Source organism: Rhodococcus sp. PBTS 1 (genome assembly GCF_001620025.1).
Classification (GTDB): domain Bacteria; phylum Actinomycetota; class Actinomycetes; order Mycobacteriales; family Mycobacteriaceae; genus Rhodococcoides; species Rhodococcoides kroppenstedtii.
In genome coordinates, this window is record NZ_CP015219.1 from 1,750,203 (window position 1) to 1,772,063 (window position 21,861).

20 protein-coding genes are annotated in these 21,861 nt (G+C 72.0%); 19 read left to right on the forward strand and 1 reads right to left on the reverse strand.

Features of this window, described 5'->3' with window-relative positions; all coding sequences use genetic code 11:
• Positions 1 to 54: 54 nt before the first annotated feature.
• From metK to A3Q40_RS08035, 11 genes are all read left to right on the forward strand, one after another.
• A complete protein-coding gene (gene metK / locus A3Q40_RS07985) occupies positions 55 to 1,269 on the forward strand; it encodes a methionine adenosyltransferase (RefSeq protein ID WP_068101055.1) in 1,215 nt (404 codons plus the stop codon).
• Entirely contained in the window at positions 1,266 to 3,290 is a 2,025-nt protein-coding gene (locus A3Q40_RS07990) for a primosomal protein N' (protein ID WP_201133042.1), read from the forward strand. Before metK ends, A3Q40_RS07990 begins: the two co-directional genes overlap by 4 nt.
• A 5-nt stretch (positions 3,291 to 3,295) precedes the next feature.
• Positions 3,296 to 4,219: a methionyl-tRNA formyltransferase gene (gene fmt / locus A3Q40_RS07995; protein WP_068101061.1), complete on the forward strand. Its 924-nt coding sequence runs from the start codon at positions 3,296 to 3,298 to the stop codon at positions 4,217 to 4,219.
• Positions 4,216 to 5,709 (forward strand): RsmB/NOP family class I SAM-dependent RNA methyltransferase, encoded by a 1,494-nt coding sequence (locus tag A3Q40_RS08000; protein ID WP_068101064.1) that lies wholly within the window; start codon positions 4,216 to 4,218, stop codon positions 5,707 to 5,709. The genes fmt and A3Q40_RS08000 overlap by 4 nt, the downstream gene beginning before the upstream one ends.
• Complete coding sequence (locus A3Q40_RS08005; protein ID WP_068101067.1) at positions 5,706 to 6,416, forward strand: SGNH/GDSL hydrolase family protein; 711 nt, start codon at positions 5,706 to 5,708, stop codon at positions 6,414 to 6,416. Before A3Q40_RS08000 ends, A3Q40_RS08005 begins: the two co-directional genes overlap by 4 nt.
• Before the next feature lie 65 nt (positions 6,417 to 6,481).
• Positions 6,482 to 7,147, forward strand: coding sequence for a ribulose-phosphate 3-epimerase (gene rpe / locus A3Q40_RS08010; protein ID WP_068101071.1), 666 nt, complete (start codon positions 6,482 to 6,484; stop codon positions 7,145 to 7,147).
• Complete coding sequence (gene ribD, locus A3Q40_RS08015; protein ID WP_068101075.1) at positions 7,147 to 8,226, forward strand: bifunctional diaminohydroxyphosphoribosylaminopyrimidine deaminase/5-amino-6-(5-phosphoribosylamino)uracil reductase RibD; 1,080 nt, start codon at positions 7,147 to 7,149, stop codon at positions 8,224 to 8,226. The genes rpe and ribD overlap by 1 nt, the downstream gene beginning before the upstream one ends.
• Positions 8,211 to 8,813 (forward strand): riboflavin synthase, encoded by a 603-nt coding sequence (locus tag A3Q40_RS08020; protein ID WP_068101078.1) that lies wholly within the window; start codon positions 8,211 to 8,213, stop codon positions 8,811 to 8,813. Before ribD ends, A3Q40_RS08020 begins: the two co-directional genes overlap by 16 nt.
• A 100-nt stretch (positions 8,814 to 8,913) precedes the next feature.
• Positions 8,914 to 10,185 carry a bifunctional 3,4-dihydroxy-2-butanone-4-phosphate synthase/GTP cyclohydrolase II gene (locus tag A3Q40_RS08025; RefSeq protein WP_068101081.1) on the forward strand — a complete coding sequence of 424 codons (1,272 nt, stop codon included), beginning with the start codon at positions 8,914 to 8,916 and terminating at the stop codon, positions 10,183 to 10,185.
• A gap of 1 nt (position 10,186) precedes the next feature.
• Positions 10,187 to 10,669 (forward strand): 6,7-dimethyl-8-ribityllumazine synthase, encoded by a 483-nt coding sequence (gene ribH / locus A3Q40_RS08030; protein WP_068101089.1) that lies wholly within the window; start codon positions 10,187 to 10,189, stop codon positions 10,667 to 10,669.
• Complete coding sequence (locus A3Q40_RS08035) at positions 10,666 to 11,148, forward strand: PH domain-containing protein (RefSeq protein ID WP_235606518.1); 483 nt, start codon at positions 10,666 to 10,668, stop codon at positions 11,146 to 11,148. Before ribH ends, A3Q40_RS08035 begins: the two co-directional genes overlap by 4 nt.
• Here A3Q40_RS08035 and ggt read toward each other — a convergent pair.
• Complete coding sequence (ggt, locus tag A3Q40_RS08040) at positions 11,145 to 13,124, reverse strand: gamma-glutamyltransferase (protein WP_068101094.1); 1,980 nt, start codon at positions 13,122 to 13,124, stop codon at positions 11,145 to 11,147. The genes A3Q40_RS08035 and ggt overlap by 4 nt on opposite strands.
• Before the next feature lie 118 nt (positions 13,125 to 13,242).
• Between ggt and uvrC the strand changes: the two genes are divergently transcribed.
• The 8 genes from uvrC (at position 13,243) to secG (ending at position 21,821) form a co-directional block, all read left to right on the forward strand.
• Positions 13,243 to 15,411, forward strand: a complete 2,169-nt coding sequence (gene uvrC, locus A3Q40_RS08045) for an excinuclease ABC subunit UvrC (RefSeq protein ID WP_068105640.1) — start codon at positions 13,243 to 13,245, stop codon at positions 15,409 to 15,411.
• 71 nt (positions 15,412 to 15,482) lie between these two features.
• Positions 15,483 to 16,364: an RNase adapter RapZ gene (gene rapZ / locus A3Q40_RS08050; RefSeq protein WP_068105643.1), complete on the forward strand. Its 882-nt coding sequence runs from the start codon at positions 15,483 to 15,485 to the stop codon at positions 16,362 to 16,364.
• 14 nt (positions 16,365 to 16,378) lie between these two features.
• Positions 16,379 to 17,362 (forward strand): gluconeogenesis factor YvcK family protein, encoded by a 984-nt coding sequence (locus A3Q40_RS08055; protein WP_068105647.1) that lies wholly within the window; start codon positions 16,379 to 16,381, stop codon positions 17,360 to 17,362.
• The gene (gene whiA / locus A3Q40_RS08060; RefSeq protein ID WP_201133044.1) at positions 17,359 to 18,336 is read left to right on the forward strand and encodes a DNA-binding protein WhiA; all 978 of its coding nucleotides are present in this window, start codon (positions 17,359 to 17,361) and stop codon (positions 18,334 to 18,336) included. The genes A3Q40_RS08055 and whiA overlap by 4 nt, the downstream gene beginning before the upstream one ends.
• Positions 18,337 to 18,478: 142 nt before the next feature.
• Entirely contained in the window at positions 18,479 to 19,498 is a 1,020-nt protein-coding gene (gene gap / locus A3Q40_RS08065; RefSeq protein WP_068101102.1) for a type I glyceraldehyde-3-phosphate dehydrogenase, read from the forward strand.
• 4 nt (positions 19,499 to 19,502) lie between these two features.
• Entirely contained in the window at positions 19,503 to 20,720 is a 1,218-nt protein-coding gene (locus A3Q40_RS08070; protein ID WP_068101105.1) for a phosphoglycerate kinase, read from the forward strand.
• Complete coding sequence (tpiA, locus tag A3Q40_RS08075; protein ID WP_068101108.1) at positions 20,717 to 21,502, forward strand: triose-phosphate isomerase; 786 nt, start codon at positions 20,717 to 20,719, stop codon at positions 21,500 to 21,502. Before A3Q40_RS08070 ends, tpiA begins: the two co-directional genes overlap by 4 nt.
• An 85-nt stretch (positions 21,503 to 21,587) precedes the next feature.
• Positions 21,588 to 21,821 (forward strand): preprotein translocase subunit SecG, encoded by a 234-nt coding sequence (gene secG, locus A3Q40_RS08080; RefSeq protein WP_068101111.1) that lies wholly within the window; start codon positions 21,588 to 21,590, stop codon positions 21,819 to 21,821.
• The last annotated feature ends 40 nt before the right edge of the window (positions 21,822 to 21,861 follow it).

A 21,861-nucleotide genomic window follows, 5' to 3' on the forward strand; every position in this document is an offset into this window, starting at 1 on the left:
GATTCGGGGTACCCGGTCGGCGGTAGCCCTGTCCGTGTACGAGAGGAAACATCTGTGAGCACGTCCGCACGTCGGCTCTTCACCAGCGAATCGGTCACCGAGGGTCATCCCGACAAGATCTGTGACGCCATCAGCGACTCGATTCTCGACGCGCTCCTCACCGAGGACCCCCGGGCACGGGTCGCGGTGGAGACGCTGGTGACCACCGGCCAGGTGCACGTCGCCGGCGAGGTCAACACCACCGCCTACGCCGACATCCCGCACATCGTGCGCGAGAAGGTGCTCGAGATCGGCTACGACTCGTCGGCCAAGGGCTTCGACGGCAACTCCTGCGGCGTCAACGTCGCCATCGGTGCTCAGTCGCCGGAGATCGCGCAGGGCGTCGACAACGCGTACGAATCGCGCGTCGAGGGCCTCACGGACGACGAGATCGATCGCCAGGGCGCCGGTGACCAGGGCCTGATGTTCGGGTACGCCATCAAGGACACTCCCGAGATGATGCCGCTGCCGATCGCGTTGGCGCACCGTCTGTCGCGTCGACTCACCGAGGTGCGCAAGACCGAGGTGCTGCCGTACCTGCGGCCGGACGGCAAGACGCAGGTCACCATCGAGTACGACGGCGCTCGTCCGGTCCGGCTCGACACGGTCGTGGTCTCCACTCAGCACGCGGCCGACATCGACCTCGAGAACATGCTCACCCCGGACATCCGGACGCACGTGCTCGACGCGGTCGTCGCCGATCTCGGCCACGACACGCTCGACACGTCGTCGGTGCGCCTGCTGGTCAACCCCACGGGCAAGTTCGTCCTCGGTGGCCCGATGGGCGATGCCGGGTTGACCGGTCGCAAGATCATCGTCGACACCTACGGCGGCTGGGCCCGGCACGGCGGCGGCGCCTTCTCCGGCAAGGACCCGTCGAAGGTGGACCGCAGCGCCGCATACGCGATGCGCTGGGTCGCGAAGAACGTCGTCGCGGCAGATCTGGCCGAGCGGGTCGAGGTGCAGGTCGCCTACGCGATCGGCAAGGCCGCGCCCGTCGGATTGTTCGTCGAGACCTTCGGTTCGGAGAACGTCGACCCTGCGAAGATCCAGTCGGCCATCACCGAGGTGTTCGATCTGCGTCCCGGCGCGATCATCCGGGATCTCGACCTCCTGCGTCCGATCTACGCGCCCACGGCGGCCTACGGCCACTTCGGTCGCACCGACATCGACCTGCCCTGGGAGAACACCGACCGCGCCGAGAAGCTGCGGTCGGCCGCGGGGCTCTGACCGGCACTCCGCGACCGGCGAAGCGCGCGCCGATCGCGCGCGTGATCCCGCTGCTCGCGCTCGCCCACCTCGACCGGGACTTCGACTACCTGGTCCCGGTCGAGTGGGACGAGGCCGCGCAACCCGGCGTGCGCGTGCGCGTGCGCTTCGCCGGTCGGCTGGTCGACGGGTTCCTGGCCGAGCGTCGTGACGCGACCGACCACCCCGGCAAGCTGGGCTTCCTGGACAAGGTGGTCTCCCCGGAAGTGGTGCTCACCGCGGAGGTCGCCGACCTGGTGACGGCCGTGGCGGCGCGATACGCGGGCACGCGGTCCGATGTGCTGCGCCTGGCCGTCCCGCCGCGTCACGCCCGCGTCGAGACGCAGGCACGAGCGTCCGGCGCATCCGCCGCGCCCACCGTGTCGAGCGACGGGTGGGCACGGTATCGGCACGGCCGGGAGTTCGTCGCCGCCCTCGCCGACGGACGGGCGCCGCGGGCGGTGTGGCAGGCCGTGCCGGGGGAGGACTGGCCGGCTCGCCTCGCCGACCTGGCGGCCGCGACGGTCGCGACGGGTCGCGGCGCCCTGCTCCTCGTGCCCGATCAACGCGACCTCGACCGGGTCGAGGCCGCCTGTCTCGGAGTCCTCGACCCCACTGCCGTCTCGGTGCTGTCCGCTGGCCTCGGGCCCGCCGAGCGCTACCGTCGTTGGCTCGCCGTCGCCCGCGGCACGGCCCGGGTGGCGGTCGGCACGCGCAGTGCCGTGTTCGCACCCGTCCATGACCTCGCGCTGGTCGTGGTGTGGGACGACGGCGACGAGTCGCTGGTGGAACCGCGCGCGCCCTATCCGCACGCCCGCGACGTCGCGCTGCTGCGTGCCCATCGCGCCGGGACCGCGGCGGTGGTGGGCGGCGTCGCGCGCACGGCCGAGGCGCAGGCGCTGGTCGAATCCGGGTGGGCGCAGGATCTGCTCGCCGCGCGGGACACCGTGCGCGCCGCGGCGCCGCGCATCACCGCGCTGGCCGACAGCGAGCACGCCCTCGTGCGCGACCCGTCCGCCCGCGCCGCCCGACTGCCCGCGGTCGCCTTCGCGGCCGCCCGCACGGCGTTGGCCGCCGGCCGGCCCGTCCTGGTCCAGGTGCCTCGGCGGGGCTATGTGCCGTCGCTGGCCTGCGGGAAGTGCCGCACCCCGGCGCGCTGTCGCCGATGCCACGGTCCGCTGGCGTTACCGTCGGCACCCGGCGCCGACGGCGTCGGTAGTCCGACGTGCCGCTGGTGCGGCACCGCGGACGCGGCGTACTCGTGCCCGACCTGCGGGTCGCGAGCGCTGCGAGCGACGGTGATCGGTGCGGGGCGCACGGCGGAGGAACTGGGCCGGGCGTTCAGCGGCGTCACGGTGCGACAGTCCGGGGGCAGCGCGGTGCTGGCGTCGGTGCCCGCCGGACCGTCCCTGGTGGTCGCCACGGTCGGCGCGGAGCCCGTCGCCGAGGGGGGATACGGCGCCGCGCTGCTGCTCGACGGGTGGGCGATGCTGGGCCGGGCGGATCTGCGGGCCGCGGAGCAGACGGTGCGTCGCTGGATGGCCGCCGCGGCCGCCGTCGTCCCCGCGTCGGAGGGCGGCGAGGTGGTGGTGGTCGCCGAGGCGGACCTGCCCGCCGTCCAGGCGTTGATCCGGTGGGACCCGGTCGGTCACGCCGCCACAGAGCTCGCCGAACGCGTCGAGGTGGGATTTCCGCCCGCCGTGCACCTCGCCGCGGTGGACGGTGCGCCCGACGCGGTGCGGACGCTGCTCGACGCCGCACGGCTGCCCCCGGACACCGTCACGCTCGGACCCGTCGACCTGCCGCCGGGGGAGCGCCCACCGGTCGGCGCCGACAGCGCCGAGGATCCGTCCGCCCCCGTCGAACGCGTGCTTCTGCGGGTGCCCCGACGGTCGGGGTCGGCGCTCGCCCGCGCCCTGGCCGAGGCCCGCGCGGTGGTCGGGGCGAAGAAGGCGACGACGTCGGCGCTGCGCATCCAGGTCGACCCGCTCCGCATAGGCTGACCCGCGTGCGTCTCGTCTTCGCCGGAACTCCCGAACCCGCTCTGCCCGCTCTGCGACGTCTGCTCGCCTCGCCCCGACACGAGGTGGTGGGCGTGCTCACCCGCCCCGACACGGTTGCCGGACGGGGTCGCCGGGTAGTGCGCTCGCCCGTCGCACAGTTGGCGGACGAGCACGCGATCCCGGTGCTCCAGCCGCACCGACCGGGCGACGCCGACGCCCTGCGCACGCTGGCCGAGTGGGAGCCGGACTGCTGTCCCGTCGTCGCCTACGGGGCGCTCCTGCGTCCGCCGCTGCTCGAGCTGCCCCGCCACGGCTGGGTCAACCTGCACTTCTCGCTGCTCCCGGCGTGGCGGGGCGCCGCTCCGGTCCAGGCCGCCCTCGCCGCGGGAGACGAGGTGACCGGTGCCACGACGTTCCGCATCGAGGAGGGTCTGGACACGGGGCCGGTGTTCGGAGTGGTCACCGAGACCGTACGCGCCGACGACACCGCGGGCGATCTGCTCGGCCGCCTGGCCGAGAGCGGCGCCGGGCTGCTGGAGGCGACGATGGACGGTCTCGAGGACGGCGCACTGACCGCGGTGCCGCAGTCGACCGACGGCGTCTCGGTGGCCCCGAAGGTCACGGTGGACGCCGCGCGTGTCGACTTCACCCGTCCCGCGGTCGCCGTGGACCGCCACGTGCGCAGTGTCACACCGGCACCCGGGGCGTGGGCCGAGCTCCACGATCTGCGCCTCAAGCTGGGTCCCGTGACCGTCACGGAGGAGTCGCTGCCCCCCGGGGTCGTCGAGGTGCGCAAGCGGGCCGTCCTGGTGGGAACCGCCACCGCCGCGGTGGAGTTGAGTTGGGTACAGGCTCAGGGGAAGAAGCAGATGGCGGCGACCGACTGGGCACGAGGAGCGCGGGACGTGGACGGGGCGGTGATCCGATGAGCGAGAATCAGGGTCGCTCCGGCAAGCGTCGCCCGTCCAGGACCCGTGCCGGCAACCCGGCGCGGAGCAACACTCGACCCCGCCAGGCGAACCGCCCGAACCCCGCGGAGGCCGGACTCGACCCTGCCCGCGTCGCGGCGCGCGACGTCCTGCGCGCGGTCCGGGAGCGCGACGCCTACGCCAACCTCGTTTTGCCCGCCCTGCTCCGCGAGCGGCGTCTCGGTGAGCGGGACGCGGCGCTGGCCACCGAACTCGCCTACGGCGCCTCGCGAGCTCGCGGGCTGCTGGACTCCGTGATCGCGCACGCGGCGTCGCGCCCGGTCGAGGAGATCGACGGGCCGCTGCTGGACGTCCTCCGCCTCGGCGCCTACCAACTTCTGCGCACCCGTATCGCCCCGCACGCCGCGGTGGCGACGTCCGTGGACATGGTGCGCGCCGAGGCCGGCCCCGGGAAGTCCGGCTTCGTCAACGCCGTGCTGCGGCGCGTGTCCGAACGCACCGAGGCCGACTGGGTCGCGGAGTTGGCCCCGCCAGCCGACCGCGACCCCATGGGGAACGCGGCCTTCCGTCATGCGCACCCGACGTGGATCGCGCAGGCCTTCCACGACGCTCTCGGCGCGGACGCCGGCGAACTCGACGAACTGCTCGCGGCGGACGACGCGCGCCCGGCCGTCCACCTGGTCGCACGGCCGGGGGAGATCTCGGCGGACGAGCTGGCCCTGGTCACCGGTGGCGAGGTCGGTCCGTGGTCGCCCTACGCCGTGCACCTGGACGGCGGGGATCCCGGCCGCCTCGACGCGGTACGCGAGGGACTGGCCGGCGTGCAGGACGAGGGCAGTCAGCTCGTCGCCCGAGCGCTCGTCGAGGCGCCCCTCGAGGGTGACGACGGCGGCCGCTGGCTGGACCTGTGCGCGGGGCCCGGCGGCAAGGCCGCACTGCTGGGCGCACTGGCGGCCGTGGACGGTGCGACCGTCGACGCGGTGGAGCCGTCCGAGCATCGCGCCGATCTGGTGCGGTCGTCGACGCGCGACCTGCCGGTCACGGTGCACACCGTCGACGGTCGGTCCAGCGGTCTCGAGCCGGGCTACGACCGCATCCTCGTCGACGCGCCGTGTACCGGGCTCGGAGCACTGCGTCGCCGCCCCGAGGCGCGCTGGCGTCGTCGGCCGGAGGACGTCGCGGGCCTGGTCGCTCTGCAACGCGAGCTGCTCGCCGCAGCCGTCGCGCTCGTCCGCCCGGGCGGGGTCGTGGTCTACGCGACCTGCTCGCCGCACCTGTCCGAGACGATCGGCGTGGTCGGTGACGCGGTGCGACGCCATGGGTTGATCGGTCTCGACACCGGGGTGACGGTGCCGGGTGTGCCGCGATCGACGCGGCCGACGCCGGGGCGCGACGGATCGGCCGGAACCCACGTTCAGCTGTGGCCGCACCGGCACGGCACCGACGCCATGTTCTTCGCGGCCCTGCGACGTCCCGGCGGTGCGCAATGACCACGCGCGGTGCGGTGGCCGTACTCGCCGGGCTGGCACTGCTGGGCGCCGGGTGCGCGGCCGGAACGACGTCGACCGCCCCGGTCGCCGCTCCCGATCCGGTGCCGGCGTCCGTCGCCGTCGCCGAGAACGCCGCGACGGCGTCACCGGAGCGGGTGGCCGTCCTCGGCGACTCCTTCTCGTCGGGCTCCGGCAACGACGTGGTCTGGCCGGAGGTGCTCGCCGACGAACACGGCTTCGACCTGATCAACGTCAGTCTCGGCGGTGCCGGCTACGTGGCGGGTGACGACGAGTGGGGAACGTTCGGCGACGAGGTCGACGACGCCGTGGCCGCGGATCCCGACGTCGTGCTGGTGGTCGGCAGCGAGAACGACGTGGACGAGGACCCGACCGAGGTGTACGACGCCGCCCTGACGCTGTTCGCCCGGCTGCACGCCGGAGCTCCGGCGGCCGAGGTCGTGGCCGTCGGCCCCATCTGGAGCGGCGACGTCCCGGTCCCGGCGGAACTGCGCGACGTCGATTCCGCGGTGGAGGCCGCGGCGCTCGCCTCGGACGTGGACTATGTCGACACCCTCGACGCGGGATGGCTCGCCGACCCGGCGATCATCCGGGACGACGGGGATCACCCCACCGACGCCGGCCAGTTCCTGCTCGCCGACGCCATCGACGACGCCGTGGACGTCGTGGAACCGGGGCTGCTGGGGTGACGGGGACCCGGTTAGGCTCCATGCCCGTGGCTCCTACCGATGCGTCCCCGACCCCGCGGCACCCGATGATCGCGCCGTCGATTCTCTCGGCCGACTTCGCGCGACTGGCCGACGAGGCCGCCGCCGTCGCGGGAAGCGACTGGCTGCACGTCGACGTCATGGACGCCCACTTCGTTCCCAACCTCACGCTCGGACTGCCCGTGGTGTCCAGCCTGCTGAAGGCGACGGACATCCCGCTCGACTGCCACCTGATGATCGAGGACCCCGCACGGTGGGCGCCGCCGTACGCCGAGGCGGGCGCCTACAACGTCACCTTCCACGCCGAGGCCGCCGACGATCCGTCCGGGGTGGCCCGCGACATCCGGGCCGCCGGGGCCAAGGCCGGTCTGTCGATCAAGCCGAACACCCCGATCGAGCCGTACCTCGAGATCCTGCGCGACTTCGACACGCTGCTGGTGATGAGCGTCGAGCCGGGATTCGGCGGCCAGAGCTTCATGCCCGAGGTCCTGGACAAGGCCCGCACGGTGCGCCGACTGGTCGACGCCGGTGAGTTGCGTCTGGTGGTCGAGATCGACGGCGGCATCAACGACGACACGATCGCGCAGGCCGCCGAGGCCGGCATCGACTGCTTCGTCGCCGGGTCCGCCGTCTACAACACCGACGATCCGGGGCGCGCGGTGGCGGCTCTGCGCGCCGCCGCGGCGTCGGCGTCACCCCACCTCACCGCCTGATGGTTCCGCTGCCGTCGGCGGTCGTCGACGAGGCGATGCGGATCGCCGTCGCCGTCAGCGAGTCGGCGCGCGGAATCAGCACGCCGAATCCGCCCGTGGGCGCGGTGATCCTGGACGCCGAACACCGCGTCGTGGGCACCGGGGCCACGGCGGCCCCGGGCGGACCGCACGCGGAGGTGGTCGCCCTGCGCGAGGCCGGTGCCGCCGCGGCCGGCGGCACGGCCGTGGTGACCCTCGAGCCCTGCGACCACACCGGCCGCACCGGCCCGTGCACCGAGGCGTTGCTCGCCGCGGGTGTGGCGCGCGTCGTCCACGCCCTCGCCGATCCGACGCCCGCCGCGTCCGGCGGTGGCGAGACGCTCACCCGTGCAGGCGTCGCCGTGGAGTCCGGGCGCCTCGCCGACGAGGTCGCTCGCGGTCCGTTGCGGGCCTGGCTGCACCGGCAGCGCACCGGTCGACCGCACGTCACGCTGAAGCTCGCCTCGACCCTCGACGGGCGTATCGCCGCACCGGACGGCACCAGCCGGTGGATCACCGGTCCCGCCGCGCGCGCGGACGTGCACGCCGAACGCGCCCGGCTCGATGCGATCGTCGTGGGAACCGGCACGGTCCTGGCCGACGATCCCGCACTCACCGCGCGGGGCGACGACGGCACGCTCGCGGCGCGGCAGCCGCTGCGGGTGGTGGTCGGCCGTCGGGACCTGCCCACCGGTCTGCGCGTTCTCGACGACTCGGCGCCCACCAGGGTCGTGCGCGACCACGATCCGCACGTCGTCCTGGCCGCGCTGGACGACGTGAACGACGTCCTTGTGGAAGGCGGCGCCACACTGGCCGCGGCCTTCCTCGACGCCGACCTGGTGGACCGACTCGTCGTGTATCTCGCGCCGACGGTGCTCGGCGCCGGCCGCAGCGCCGTGGAGTCCACGGTGGTGGGAACACTCGCCGACGCCCGGCGGTTCCGACGGGAGTCCGTCACCGCGCTCGGCGAGGATCTCCGCCTCGACCTCGTCCCCGCCGCAGCCCCCTCCCACCCCGCCGCAGCCCGAACCCAGCAGGAGCAGACATGTTCACCGGAATAGTCGAAGAACTCGGCACGGTCACCGCGAAGGAAGACCTGGCGGACGCCGCCCGGTTCACCGTCGAGGGCGCCGTGGTCACCTCGGACGCCTCGCACGGGGACTCGATCGCGGTCAACGGCGTGTGCCTGACCGTCGTCGAGGTCCGCGAGGGGGCGTTCACCGCGGACGTGATGCAGGAGACCCTGTCGCGCTCGTCGCTCGGGTCGCTCCGAGTCGGCAGCCGGGTCAACCTCGAGCGCGCGGCGTCGCTCGGCTCCCGTCTCGGGGGACACCTCGTGCAGGGCCACGTGGACGGCACGGGCACGGTGATCTCGCGCACGCCGTCGGAGAACTGGACGGTGGTGCGCGTCGCCCTGCCGCGCGAGGTCGCCCGGTACGTCGTGCACAAGGGATCGATCACCGTCGACGGAGTGTCGTTGACCGTGTCGGCGCTCGATGGAACCGGCGACGACCAGTGGTTCGAGGTCTCCCTGATCCCGACCACGCTCGGCCTCACGACCCTGGGTACCGCCGAGCCGGGAACCACCGTCAACCTCGAGGTCGACGTGATCGCCAAGTACGTCGAGCGGCTGCAGAACGCCGACTGAACTCCGACCGATCGCCGGGCCGACGGTGCCCGGACCGTAGTCTGATAGGACCGACCCCGCCCGCACCGCCGCGGGCGGCCTGACGTGGGGAGCGCGACGCGTGACCAGGTTCGACACCATCGAGCGAGCAATCGCGGACATCGCGGCCGGCAAGGCCGTCGTCGTCGTGGACGACGAGGACCGCGAGAACGAGGGCGATCTCATCTTCGCCGCGGAGAAGGCCACCCCGGAGCTGGTGGCGTTCATGGTGCGCTACACCTCGGGTTACCTCTGTGTTCCGCTGTCCGGTGAGGACTGCGACCGCCTCGGTCTGCCGCCGATGTACGCGACCAACCAGGACAAGCACGGCACCGCGTACACCGTCACGGTCGACGCCCGCGAGGGCATCGGGACCGGCATCTCCGCGTCGGACCGCGCCGCGACGATGCGTCTGCTGGCCGATCCCACCACCGGTGCGCACGACTTCACCCGGCCCGGTCACGTCGTCCCGCTGCGGGCGAAGGAGGGCGGCGTCCTGCGCCGCCCCGGCCACACGGAGGCGGCGGTCGACCTGGCCCGGATGGCCGATCTGCGGCCGGCCGGCGTCATCTGCGAGATCGTCAGCCAGAAGGACGAGGGCGCGATGGCGCAGACGGACGAGCTGCGGGTCTTCGCCGACGACCACGACCTCGCCCTGATCTCCATCGCCGACCTCATCGCGTGGCGACGCAAGCACGAGAAGCATGTGGTCCGCGTCGCCGAGGCCCGCATTCCCACCCGCCACGGCGAGTTCCGCGCCGTCGGCTACCAGAGCGTGTACGAGGACGTCGAGCACGTCGCGCTGGTGCGCGGTGACATCGCCGGGCCCGACGGCGACGGCAGCGACGTGCTCGTCCGGGTGCACTCGGAGTGCCTGACCGGCGACGTGTTCGGATCGCTGCGCTGCGATTGCGGCCCCCAGCTCGACGCCGCTCTCGACATGGTGGCGACCGAAGGTCGCGGTGTCGTGCTGTACATGCGCGGCCACGAGGGCCGAGGCATCGGACTGCTGCACAAGTTGCAGGCCTACCAGTTGCAGGACGCCGGCTCGGACACCGTCGACGCCAATCTCGCCCTGGGTCTGCCCGCCGACGCCCGCGACTACGGCATCGGCGCACAGATCCTCGTCGACCTCGGCATCTCGTCGATGCGCCTGCTGACCAACAACCCGGCCAAGCGGGTCGGGCTCGACGGGTACGGGCTGCAGATCACCGAGCGCGTGCCGATGCCGCTGCGCGCCAACGCCGAGAACCTGACCTACCTGCGCACCAAGCGCGACCGGATGGGGCACGACCTGATCGGGCTCGACGCCTTCGACACCCCCACCATCACTCCCGACGCAGGAGGTCTGTGACATGAGCGGCGCCGGCGAACCCGTCCTGCAGCTGTCCGGGGCCGAGCGGTTGCGCGTCGCCGTCGTGGCCGGCCAGTGGCACGAGAAGGTCAGCACCGCCCTGATCGAGGGGGCCATGCGCAAGGCCGAGGAGGTCGGTCTGACCGACGTCACGCTGGTGCGCGTCGCCGGTGCGATCGAGATCCCCGTGGTGGCACAGCAACTGGCCCGCACGCACGACGCGGTCGTGGCTCTCGGTGTCGTGATCCGCGGCGGCACCCCGCATTTCGAGTACGTCTGCGACGCCGTGACCGCCGGACTCACCCGCGTCTCGCTCGACGAGTCGACGCCCGTGACCAACGGCGTCCTCACCGTGAACGACGAGCAGCAGGCGCTCGATCGCGCCGGCCTGCCCGGGTCCAAGGAGGACAAGGGCGCGCAGGCCGTCGCCGCGGCGGTGGACACCGCGCTGACCCTGGCCACCCTCCGAGGGGAACCCACATGAACGAGAAGGCCGAGACGATGCGGACGACGAGTGCCGAGGGCTGGGAACTCGAGGCGCGTCCCCGCAAGAGCGCCCGCTACGCCGTCGCCGTCGCCGCCCTGCTCGTGGCCGTCCACACCGTGCTCGGCATCCTGCTGCGCACCGGCAACACGGGTGTCTACTTCCAGCGCGTCGACCAACTCGCCATGATCGCCATCGGCTGTGGCATGGGCGCCGGCGTGCTGTTGCTCACCCGACCCCGCATCCGCGTCGGGGCGCAGGGTGTCCTCGTGCGCAACCTGCTGTCGGAGAAACTCGTGCCCTGGGACCTCGTGCAGGGACTGTCCTTCTCGCCGGGAGCGAGCTGGGCACGCATCGAACTGCCCGACGACGAGTACGTCCCCGTCATGGCCATCCAGGCCAACGATCGCGAGTACGCCGTCCACGCCGCCCGCACCTTCCGCGCCCTCGAGGCGAAGTACACCGACCCGGCCCGTTAACCGCCGGCCACGGTTCCTTCCCGACGCGGATCCGCGCCGCCGGACCAACCGGTCTCCGTCCGAACGAGTGCGCTCGACCCGCTCGTCTGGTCGGCGAGCGACACCAGGTGCCCGCGCTCGCGCAATCCCTGCACCAGAGGGTCGTTCGCTCCGTCGTTCGCGGTGTCGACCGCCGGATGCTCGCCGCCGACGTTGGTGGTCGGGGAGTTGGACGCGCCCACGTTGACCATCGACACGGCCTGCTGCGGATCGAGGCCCCAGTCGAGCATCGCGACCAGGTTCTTCACGACGTACTGGATGATCGCGGACCCGCCCGGTGACCCGGTCACCAGACGGACGTCACCTCGCCCGCCCGCGTCGTCCCGGTCGAAGACCACGGTCGGCGCCATCGAGCTCCGCGGCCGTTTGCCCGGCTCGACGCGGTTGGCGACGGGCCCGTCCGGGCCGTCGGGAGCGGCGGAGAAGTCCGTCAGCTGATTGTTCAGCAGGAACCCCTCCGTCATGTGGAACGAGCCGAACGCCGATTCCACCGTCGTCGTCATCGACGCCACGTCCCCGTCGCGATCGGCGACGACGATGTGGGACGTGCCCGACTCGGGACCCCGATAGCTGCTCATCGGCACCGGCCCGAAGTCGCCGGCGACGGCGGTGCCCATGCTGCGACCGGGATCGATGGTCACCGCCCGCGAGCGCAGGTAGTCCGGGTCGAGCAGGGCGTCCGGCGATCCGCCGGGCAGCGGGATGTAGTCGGGGTCGGCCACGTACTTGTCCCGGTCCGCGTAGGCGAGCCGCTCGGCCTCGGCGATCAGGTGGGCCGCCCGCGGATCGGGCACGCCGCCGTCGGTCTCGGTGTGCTGGGGCGGGTACCGGTCCAGGTCGAACGCGGACAGGATGCCGAGGGTCTGCGCGACGGCGATTCCGCCGGACGACGGACCCGGCATGCCGCAGACCACCGCGTCCCGGTAGTCGCCGCAGACGGGATCACGGTCGATCACGCGGTAGGACGCAAGATCGTCCAGCGTGAGGCGCCCCGCGGTGCGTCCGGCGGTGGTGTCGGCCACGGCGTCGACGATCGACTGCGCGATCGACCCCGTGTAGAACGCGTCGGCGCCATCGGTGGCGATCGCACCGAGAGTCTTGGCCATCGCGGGGTTGGTCAGCACGGTGCCCGCCGACTTCGGCGACCCGTCCGGCTCGAGGAAGTAGGCGGCCGACGGCGGATCGAGCGCGAGCTGCGGCGCGGACCCGGCGATCGACGACGCCATGCGCTCGCCGATCGTGAAGCCGTCGTCGGCCAGCCGCACCGCCGGGTCGAACAGCTCGCGCCAGTCGGTGCGTCCGTGATCGGCGTGGACGCGCTCGAGCAGGCGCACCGCACCCGGAACCCCGACGGCCCGCCCGCTGGACCGGGCGTCGGGCACCGGTGCGCCGAGGTTCGCCGGGCGGTCGGTCGGGGGGACGTCGTCGACGTACCGGAGGTAGTCGCCGGTCGCCGAGGCCGGCGCCGTCTCGCGTCCGTCGTAGGCCTGCAACTCTCCGGTCTCGCCGTCGAGGTACATCAGGAACGCACCGCCGCCGATCCCGGAGCTCTGCGGCTCGACGAGGCCGAGGACCGTCTGGGCGGTCACGAGGGCGTCGGCGGCGGTGCCGCCGTCGCGCAGCACGGCACACGCGGCCTCGGTGGCGAGGGGGTTGGCGGTGGCCACCGAGTACTCGGGTGTGGTCACCGCGACCATCCCTGTCCGGTAGCCGGTGCCGATCTCCGGCGCACCGTCCGCTCCGGTGCCCGGCGCGCCGATGACGGGTGTGCCCCCGCCGGCGGCCACGCAGGCTTCCGGGGCCGCACCCTCGGCCGAGGACGAGTCGTCGTCGGATGACGATCCGGACGTGCAGCCGGTCGCGGCGAGGGATGCGGCGATCATCACCGCGACGGCGCGTCGGACGGGGCGGCGGGTGTACCGATCGGCGGGCGTCATCGGTCCATCACACCCTGCCCGCGCGTTCCCCGAGGCACTTCGGCGAACTCGTTCGGTGCGCGAACCACCGCCCGGCGCCGCGGCGGACGTGTCGCACCCGGCGACTAACCTGGAGACTGTGCCCGACCCCGCTACATACCGCCCGGCCACCGGGACCATCCCGGTCGAGCCCGGCGTCTACAAGTTCCGCGACCCGCACGGACGAGTGATCTACGTCGGCAAGGCCAAGAGCCTGCGCAGCCGTCTCAATTCCTATTTCGCCGACATCGCGGGTCTGCATCCGCGCACCCGCCAGATGGTCACGACGGCGGCGTCCGTCGAGTGGACGGTGGTCACCACCGAGGTCGAGGCGCTGCAGCTCGAGTACAACTGGATCAAGGAGTTCGACCCCCGCTTCAACGTCCGGTACCGCGACGACAAGAGCTATCCCATGCTCGCGGTCACCATGAACGAGGAGTATCCGCGGCTGTTCGTCTACCGCGGGCCGCGCCGCAAGGGCGTGCGGTACTTCGGCCCGTACGCCCACGCCTGGGCCATCCGCGAGACCCTCGACCTGCTGCTCCGCGTCTTCCCGGCTCGCACCTGCTCGGCCGGGGTGTTCAAGCGCCACGGTCAGATCGGCCGCCCCTGTCTGCTCGGCTACATCGACAAGTGCTCGGCGCCGTGCATCGATCGCGTGTCCGCCGCGGAGCACCGTCGCACCGTCGAGGACTTCTGCGACTTCCTGTCGGGCAAGACGGACAAGCTGGTGCGCGAGCTCGAGAACCGCATGCAGGCCGCGTCCGAGGACCTGGACTTCGAGGCCGCCGCCCGCCTGCGGGACGACATCGGCGCCCTCAAGCGCGCCCTGGAGAAGCAGGCCGTGGTGCTCGGCGACGGGACGGACGCCGATCTCGTCGCCTTCGCCGGCGACGATCTCGAGGCCGCGGTGCAGGTGTTCCACGTCCGCGGCGGCCGGGTCCGCGGACAACGCGGTTGGGTCGTGGAGAAGGCCGGCGAAGTCGTCGAGAGCGGCCTCGAATCGGACTCGGGCTCGACCACCGACCCCGGCGGCGCCGCCGCGATCGACCCCGGCGGCGACGCCGCACTGGTCTCGCAGTTCCTCACCCAGTTCTACGGCGAGCAGGCCGCGTTGTCGGCCACTACCGACGAGGGTGCGGCCACCGCCGTGCCGCGGGAGGTCCTGGTGCCGGTGCTCCCGCCGGACGCGGAGGAGATCACCGCCTGGCTCTCGGAGCTGCGCGGATCCTCGGTCAAGCTGCGGGTGCCGCAGCGCGGCGACAAGAAGGCACTGGCGGAGACGGTGGCGCGCAACGCCAAGGAGGCGCTGCAGCAGCACAAGATGAAGCGGGCCGGCGATTTCACGTCGCGCTCGGCCGCACTGCAGGGGATTCAGGAGGCCCTCGACCTCGACACCGCCCCGCTGCGGATCGAGTGCATCGACATCTCGCACGTCCAGGGCACCGACGTGGTCGCCTCGCTGGTCGTCTTCGAGGACGGTCTGCCCCGCAAGAGCGACTACCGCCACTACGCCATCAAGGAGGCCGCGGGCGACGGGCGCTCCGACGACGTCGCCAGCATCGCCGAGGTCACCCGCCGGCGGTTCCTCCGGCACGGCAAGGACTCCGGCGGCGATCTCGCTCCCGAGGCCGCCCTGGACCCGCAGACGGGTCGGCCGCGTCGGTTCGCCTACCCGCCCAACCTGTTCGTCGTCGACGGCGGTGCTCCCCAGGTGGCCGCGGCCGCCGCGGTGCTCGACGACCTCGGGGTCACCGACGTCGCCGTCGTCGGGCTGGCCAAGCGGCTGGAGGAGGTCTGGGTGCCGGGCGAGGCCGATCCGGTGATCCTCCCGCGAACCAGCGAATCGCTGTTCCTGCTCCAGCGCGTCCGCGACGAGGCCCACCGGTTCGCCATCACCTTCCACCGCAGCAAGCGCAGCAAGCGGATGACCGCGTCGGCCCTGGATTCCGTCCGCGGACTGGGCGAGGCGCGGCGGAACGCGCTGGTGTCGCACTTCGGATCGGTGGCCAAGCTCAAGCAGGCGCAGGTGTCCGAGATCGTCGAGGTGCCCGGCATCGGGGAGACCACGGCGCGTGCCGTGCTCGACGCCCTCGGGGTGGGCGCGGTACCCGACTCGCCCGAATCGTCCGATCCCGTGGACCCCGGCGTCGCGGTCGCACCGGACGAGCCGGTGCGCGATGATGGGGCCGACGACGAGGCCGGAGTCGACCGTTCCGCAGCGGAGCCGGCGAGCGCGGTCTCGGGAAGAGGATCGGTCGGCGAGTGACATCACCACGGACGGACAGTGATACCGGTGACCTCCGGAACGTCGGCAGCGACACCGGTGACCTCCGGGCCATCGGCGACGACGACATCGAGGTCGCGCTGGTCACCGGACTCTCGGGTGCGGGACTGGGGACGGCGGCCAAGGTGCTCGAGGACCTCGGGTGGTACGTCGCGGACAACATGCCGCCGGAGCTCATCGGCCGGATGATCGAGATCGGGCGGTCGGCCGAGCCTCGGCTCGAGCGGTTGGCGCTGGTGGTCGACGTCCGTAGTCGATTGTTCAACGGCGACGTCCCGAGCCTGCTCGGTGATCTCGCGGCGGCCGACGTGCGACCACGGGTGCTGTTCCTCGACGCGTCCGACGACGTCCTGATCCGACGCTTCGAGTCGGTGCGGCGCAGCCATCCGCTGCAGAACTACGGCGCCGACGGCACGTTGAGCGAGGGCATCGCCCGTGAGCGTGCCCGGCTGGCCCCGGTGAAGGAACGCGCCCACCTGGTGATCGACACGAGCGTGCTGTCGGTCCACGGCCTGCGTGAGCGGATCGCCGCGGCGTTCGGCGACGAGGCGGCCGGCACAGTGGCGGTCACCGTCGAATCCTTCGGCTTCAAGTACGGCCTGCCGCTGGACGCGGACGTGCTGTGCGACATGCGCTTCCTGCCCAACCCGCACTGGGTGCCGGAGCTTCGCGCCCGCACCGGGCAGGACCCGGACGTCGCGAGCTACGTGCTGAACCAACCGGGCGCGGACGAGTACCTCGACCTCTATCACCGGTTGCTGGTGCTGACCCTCGCCGGGTACCGGCGCGAGGGCAAGCGGTACATGACCGTCGGGGTCGGCTGCACCGGCGGCAAGCACCGCAGCGTCGCGGTCACCGAGGCCCTGGCGGCCCGACTGCGGAGCGACGCCGACACGACGGTGCGGGTGGTGCACCGGGATCTGGGCCGCGAGTGAACTCCGGTTCCGTGGTGACCGCGCCCCGCATCGTCGCACTGGGTGGCGGTCACGGTCTGTACGCCACGTTGTCCGCCGCCCGGCGCCTGTCCGCCGACGTCACGGCCGTGGTCACCGTTGCCGACGACGGAGGATCGTCGGGCCGACTGCGGGCCGAGCTCGGCATGATCCCGCCCGGTGATCTCCGCATGGCGCTCGCGGCGCTCGCGGGGGAGGACCCCCGGAGCCGGCTGTGGGCCGACGTGGTGCAGCACCGCTTCGGCGGCAACGGCGCGCTGGCCGGACACAGCGTGGGCAACCTCGTGCTCGCCGGACTCACCGAGGTCCTGGGCGATCCGGTGCTCGCGCTGGACGAGCTCGGGCGCGTGCTCGACGTGGCCGGTCGCGTTCTGCCGATGTCTCCGGTGGCCCTCGACATCGAGGCGGACGTCTCGGGTCTCGAGGAGGACCCGCGCGTCAGTCGGGTGATTCGCGGGCAGGTGGCCGTCGCGACCACTCCGGGCAAGGTCCGCCGAGTTCGCCTCCGGCCGGCCGATCCGCCCGCCACCGAGTCCGCCGTGCGCGCGATCGAGCGGGCGGACCTGGTGGTGTTGGGTCCGGGGTCCTGGTTCTCGAGCGTCCTCCCGCACGTTCTGGTGCCCGACCTCTTCGCCGCCCTGGCCGCCACCGCGGCGCGCAAGGTGCTCGTGCTGAACCTGGGCCCGGAGCCGGGGGAGACCGCGGGATTCTCGGCGGAACGTCATCTGCACGTACTGTCCCAACACGCCCCCGGTTTTCGGGTGCACCACGTGGTGGTCGATTCCGCGTCGGTCCCGCCGGGGTCCGAGCGCGACCATCTGGCCCGCGCGGCCGCCCTCTTCGGTGCGGACGTCGTCTACGCCGACGTGGCGTCGGACACGCTGCGCACGCACGACCCCGCCAAACTCGCGGACGTCGTCGCGTCGTGGACCGGCGGCACCCCCAGCAGTGACAGGAAGGACACCTCGTCGTGGCCATGACCGCCGACGTCAAGGACGAACTGAGCAGACTGACCGAGTCGAAGGCGTCGTCTCGGAAGGCCGAGGTTTCCGCCCTCCTGCGGTTCGCCGGCGGACTGCACATCGTCGCCGGCCGCGTCGTCGTGGAGGCCGAGGTGGACCAGCTCTCCATCGCGCGGCGCCTCCGTAGGGAGATCTTCGACCTGTTCGGGTACGGCGCGGACGTGCACGTGGTGGGAGCCGGCGGTCTGCGCAAGAGCACCCGCTGGGTGGTCCGCGTGGCCAAGGACGGCGAGGCGCTCGCCCGGCAGACGGGACTGCTGGACCTGCGGGGCCGACCCGTCCGCGGTCTTCCGGCGCAGGTGGTGGGCGGCACCGTCGCCGATGCCGGCGCGGCCTGGCGCGGCGCGTTCCTCGCCCACGGTTCGCTGACCGAGCCCGGTCGGTCGTCCGCCCTCGAGGTCAGCTGCCCCGGGCCGGAGGCGGCCCTGGCGCTGGTCGGGGCCGCACGTCGTCTCGGCGTCGCCGCGAAGGCGCGTGAGGTCCGCGGGGCCGACCGCGTGGTGGTGCGCGACGGGGAGGCCATCGGCGCGCTGCTCACCCACATGGGCGCGCAGGACACCCGGTTGACCTGGGAGGAACGCCGCATGCGTCGGGAGGTGCGGGCCACCGCGAACCGGCTCGCCAACTTCGACGATGCCAACCTGCGTCGATCCGCCCGTGCGGCCGTGGCGGCCGCGGCTCGGGTCGAGCGTGCCCTGGCCATTCTGGGCGACGACGTCCCGGACCATCTCGCGGCCGCCGGTCACCTGCGGGTCCAGCATCGCCAGGCCTCGCTCGAAGAGCTGGGCCAGTTGGCGGATCCGCCGATGACCAAGGACGCGGTGGCAGGACGGATCCGCCGGCTGCTCTCGATGGCGGACCGCAAGGCGAAGGACACCGGTGTCCCGGACACCGAGTCCGCGGTCACGGCGGAGTTGCTCGACGAGGCCTGAGGGCACCCGTCGAGAGCGCGGCCCGCGGGCACTAGGCTGACCGGTACCGACGCGGTCGGATCGACGTGTCCGTAACAGCACCCCCGGGTGCAGACGCAGCTGCGGCAACACGGTCCGCAGCCAGAAGCAAAAGGAGCGAACAGTGACGGTTCGGGTAGGCGTGAACGGCTTCGGTCGTATCGGACGCAACTTCTTCCGGGCGGTCGATGCGCAGAAGGCGCTCGGCACCACCGACATCGAGATCGTTGCCGTCAACGACCTCACCGACAACGCGACGCTCGCTCACCTGCTCAAGTACGACTCCATCCTCGGCCGCCTGCCCTACGACGTCTCGCTCGAGGGCGACGACACCATCGTCGTCGGCGACCAGAAGATCAAGGCTCTCTCGCTGCGCGAGGGACCGTCCGCGCTGCCGTGGGGCGACCTCGGCGTCGACGTGGTCGTGGAGTCCACCGGTATCTTCACCGACGCCGCCAAGGCCAAGGGCCACCTCGACGCCGGTGCCAAGAAGGTCATCATCTCCGCGCCCGCCAAGGGCGAGGACATCACCATCGTCATGGGCGTCAACGACGACAAGTACGACGGCAGCCAGAACATCATCTCCAACGCCTCGTGCACCACCAACTGCCTCGGCCCCATCGCGAAGGTGCTCGACGACGAGTTCGGCATCGTCAAGGGCCTGATGACCACCGTGCACGCCTACACCCAGGATCAGAACCTCCAGGACGGCCCGCACTCCGACCTGCGCCGCGCCCGCGCCGCCGCCCTGAACGTCGTGCCCACCGGCACCGGCGCCGCCAAGGCCATCGGCCTGGTGCTCCCGCAGCTGCTCGGCAAGCTCGACGGCTACGCCCTGCGCGTGCCGATCCCCACGGGTTCGGTCACCGACCTCACCGCCAACGTGCGCAAGAGCGCGTCGGTCGACGAGATCAACGCCGCCATGAAGGCCGCCGCCGAGGGCCCGCTGAAGGGCATCCTCAAGTACACCGACGCGCCGATCGTGTCCTCGGACATCGTCACCGACCCGGCGTCGTCCATCTTCGACTCGGGCCTGACCAAGGTCATCGAGGACCAGGTCAAGATCGTCTCCTGGTACGACAACGAGTGGGGCTACTCCAACCGCCTCGTCGACCTGCTCGGCCTCGTCGGCAAGTCCCTCTGACGCGATGGCGGTCCAGACACTGCAGGACCTGATCGACGCCGGAGTCTCCGGTCGCGGCGTCCTGGTGCGGGCGGACTTCAACGTCCCGCTCGACGGCGGCGAGATCACCGACGCCGGGCGCATCGAGGCGTCCCTGCCCACGTTGAACGCCCTGCTCGAGGCGGGCGCCAAGCTCGTCGTGGTGGCCCACCTGGGTCGCCCGGAGGGCGCGCCGGACGCGAAGTACTCGCTGGCGCCGGTCGCCGCGAAGCTCGGTGAGCTGCTCGGTCGGCACGTCCAGCTGGCCGGCGACGTCGTCGGGCAGGACGCCGAGGCCCGCGCCGAGGGACTCACCGACGGCGACGTCCTGCTGCTCGAGAACGTGCGGTTCGACCCGCGCGAGACCAGCAAGAACGACGACGAGCGACTGGCTCTGGCGAAGGAGTTGGCCACGTTGGCCGGCGACGATGCCGCGTTCGTGTCCGACGGCTTCGGCGTCGTCCACCGCAAGCAGGCGTCGGTGTACGACGTCGCGACGCTGCTCCCGCACTACGCGGGCACGCTCGTCGCCACCGAGGTGGACGTGCTGACCCGGCTGACCGAGACCCCCGAGCGGCCCTACGCGGTGGTGCTGGGCGGGTCCAAGGTCTCCGACAAGATCGGGGTCATCGAGGCGCTCGCGCCCAAGGTGGACACCCTGGTCATCGGTGGCGGCATGGCGTTCACGTTCCTCGCCGCGCAGGGCTACTCGGTCGGTTCCTCGCTGCTGCAGGAGGATCGGATCGATACGTGCAAGGACCTGCTCGAGCGGTTCGGCGACGTGATCCACCTGCCCACCGACGTCGTGGTGGCGGACTCGTTCTCCGCCGACGCGGACTCGAAGGTCGTGAAGGCCTCGGAGATCCCGGACGGCTGGATGGGCCTGGACGTGGGCCCGGATTCTGTGGATCGCTTCGACGCGGTGCTCGGCAACGCGAAGACGATTTTCTGGAACGGTCCCGCCGGCGTCTTCGAGTTCGAGAAGTTCTCGTCCGGCACGGCGGGGATCGCGAAGGCCATCATCGCGGCCACCGCCAAGGGCGCGTTCAGCGTCGTCGGCGGCGGCGATTCCGCGGCGGCCGTGCGTACGCTGGGTCTGCCCGAGGACGGCTTCTCGCACATCTCCACCGGTGGCGGTGCCTCCCTCGAGTACCTCGAGGGCAAGACCCTGCCGGGCCTGTCCGTTCTGGAGGGTGACGCATGAGCAGGACGCCGTTCATCGCGGGCAACTGGAAGATGAACCTCAACCACCTCGAGGCCATCGCTCTGGTGCAGAAGATCGCGTTCTCGCTGCCCGCGAAGTACTTCGAGAAAGTCGACGTGGCGGTCATCCCGCCGTTCACCGACATCCGCAGCGTCCAGACGCTGGTCGAGGGCGACAAGCTCCTGCTCACCTACGGTGCGCAGGACCTCTCGCCGCACGATCAGGGTGCGTACACCGGTGACATCAGCGGCGCGTTCCTGGCCAAGCTGGGCTGCACGTACGTCGTGGTGGGCCATTCCGAGCGTCGCGCCGGTCACGGCGAGGACGACGCGACGGTGCTGGCCAAGACCACGGCCGCGCTGAAGCACGGGCTCACCCCGATCGTCTGCATCGGCGAGGGCCTCGACGTGCGCGAGGCGGGCGAGCACGTGGCCCACAACCTCGAGCAGTTGCGCGGATCGCTCGCGGGACTGTCGGCCGACCAGATCGCGAAGGTCGTCGTCGCGTACGAACCGGTCTGGGCCATCGGGACCGGCAAGGTCGCGAGCGCGGCCGACGCCCAGGAGGTGTGCGCCGCGGTGCGCACCGAACTCGCGTCGTTGGCGAACGTCGACACCGCCGCCGCGGTCCGCATCCTCTACGGAGGATCGGTCAGTTCGAAGAACGTCGGCGAGATCGTCGGACAGACCGACGTCGACGGCGCGCTGGTGGGCGGAGCGTCCCTGAAGGCCGACGAGTTCGCGACGCTGTGCGCGATCGCGGCCGGTGGGCCGCTGCCCTGATCGTCCGCTTTCCGATCGAGAAAGGGCACGTCGGACGACGTGCCCTTTCTCGTCGGTCGGAACCGGGCCTGTAGGATCGTCCATCATGCGCACGTTCCTGGACATCCTGCTGGTGGTCACCAGCATCGCTCTGCTGGTCTTCGTCCTGCTGCACCGCGGCAAGGGTGGCGGCCTGTCGAGCCTGTTCGGCGGCGGCGTCCAGTCCTCCCTGTCGGGGTCCTCGGTGGTCGAGAAGAATCTCGACCGCGTCACGGTCTTCACCGGCATCGTCTGGCTGATCTGCATCCTCGGCATCGGCCTCGAGATCAAGTTCGCCTGACCCCGAACACCCCGGTGTGATCGGGAGCACCCGTCGGCTG

What these genes read in the sequence shown, in the direction of transcription:
- A3Q40_RS08000 (WP_068101064.1), top strand. Translation starts at nt 4,216, where the DNA reads ATGAGCGAGAATCAGGGTCGCTCCGGCAAGCGTCGCCCGTCCAGGACC.
- A3Q40_RS08005 (WP_068101067.1), top strand. Translation starts at nt 5,706, where the DNA reads ATGACCACGCGCGGTGCGGTGGCCGTACTCGCCGGGCTGGCACTGCTG.
- rpe (WP_068101071.1), top strand. Translation starts at nt 6,482, where the DNA reads ATGATCGCGCCGTCGATTCTCTCGGCCGACTTCGCGCGACTGGCCGAC.
- ribD (WP_068101075.1), top strand. Translation starts at nt 7,147, where the DNA reads ATGGTTCCGCTGCCGTCGGCGGTCGTCGACGAGGCGATGCGGATCGCC.
- A3Q40_RS08020 (WP_068101078.1), top strand. Translation starts at nt 8,211, where the DNA reads ATGTTCACCGGAATAGTCGAAGAACTCGGCACGGTCACCGCGAAGGAA.
- ribH (WP_068101089.1), top strand. Translation starts at nt 10,187, where the DNA reads ATGAGCGGCGCCGGCGAACCCGTCCTGCAGCTGTCCGGGGCCGAGCGG.
- A3Q40_RS08035 (WP_235606518.1), top strand. Translation starts at nt 10,666, where the DNA reads ATGAACGAGAAGGCCGAGACGATGCGGACGACGAGTGCCGAGGGCTGG.
- ggt (WP_068101094.1), bottom strand. Translation starts at nt 13,124, where the DNA reads ATGACGCCCGCCGATCGGTACACCCGCCGCCCCGTCCGACGCGCCGTC.
- whiA (WP_201133044.1), top strand. Translation starts at nt 17,359, where the DNA reads ATGACCGCCGACGTCAAGGACGAACTGAGCAGACTGACCGAGTCGAAG.
- A3Q40_RS08070 (WP_068101105.1), top strand. Translation starts at nt 19,503, where the DNA reads ATGGCGGTCCAGACACTGCAGGACCTGATCGACGCCGGAGTCTCCGGT.
- tpiA (WP_068101108.1), top strand. Translation starts at nt 20,717, where the DNA reads ATGAGCAGGACGCCGTTCATCGCGGGCAACTGGAAGATGAACCTCAAC.
- secG (WP_068101111.1), top strand. Translation starts at nt 21,588, where the DNA reads ATGCGCACGTTCCTGGACATCCTGCTGGTGGTCACCAGCATCGCTCTG.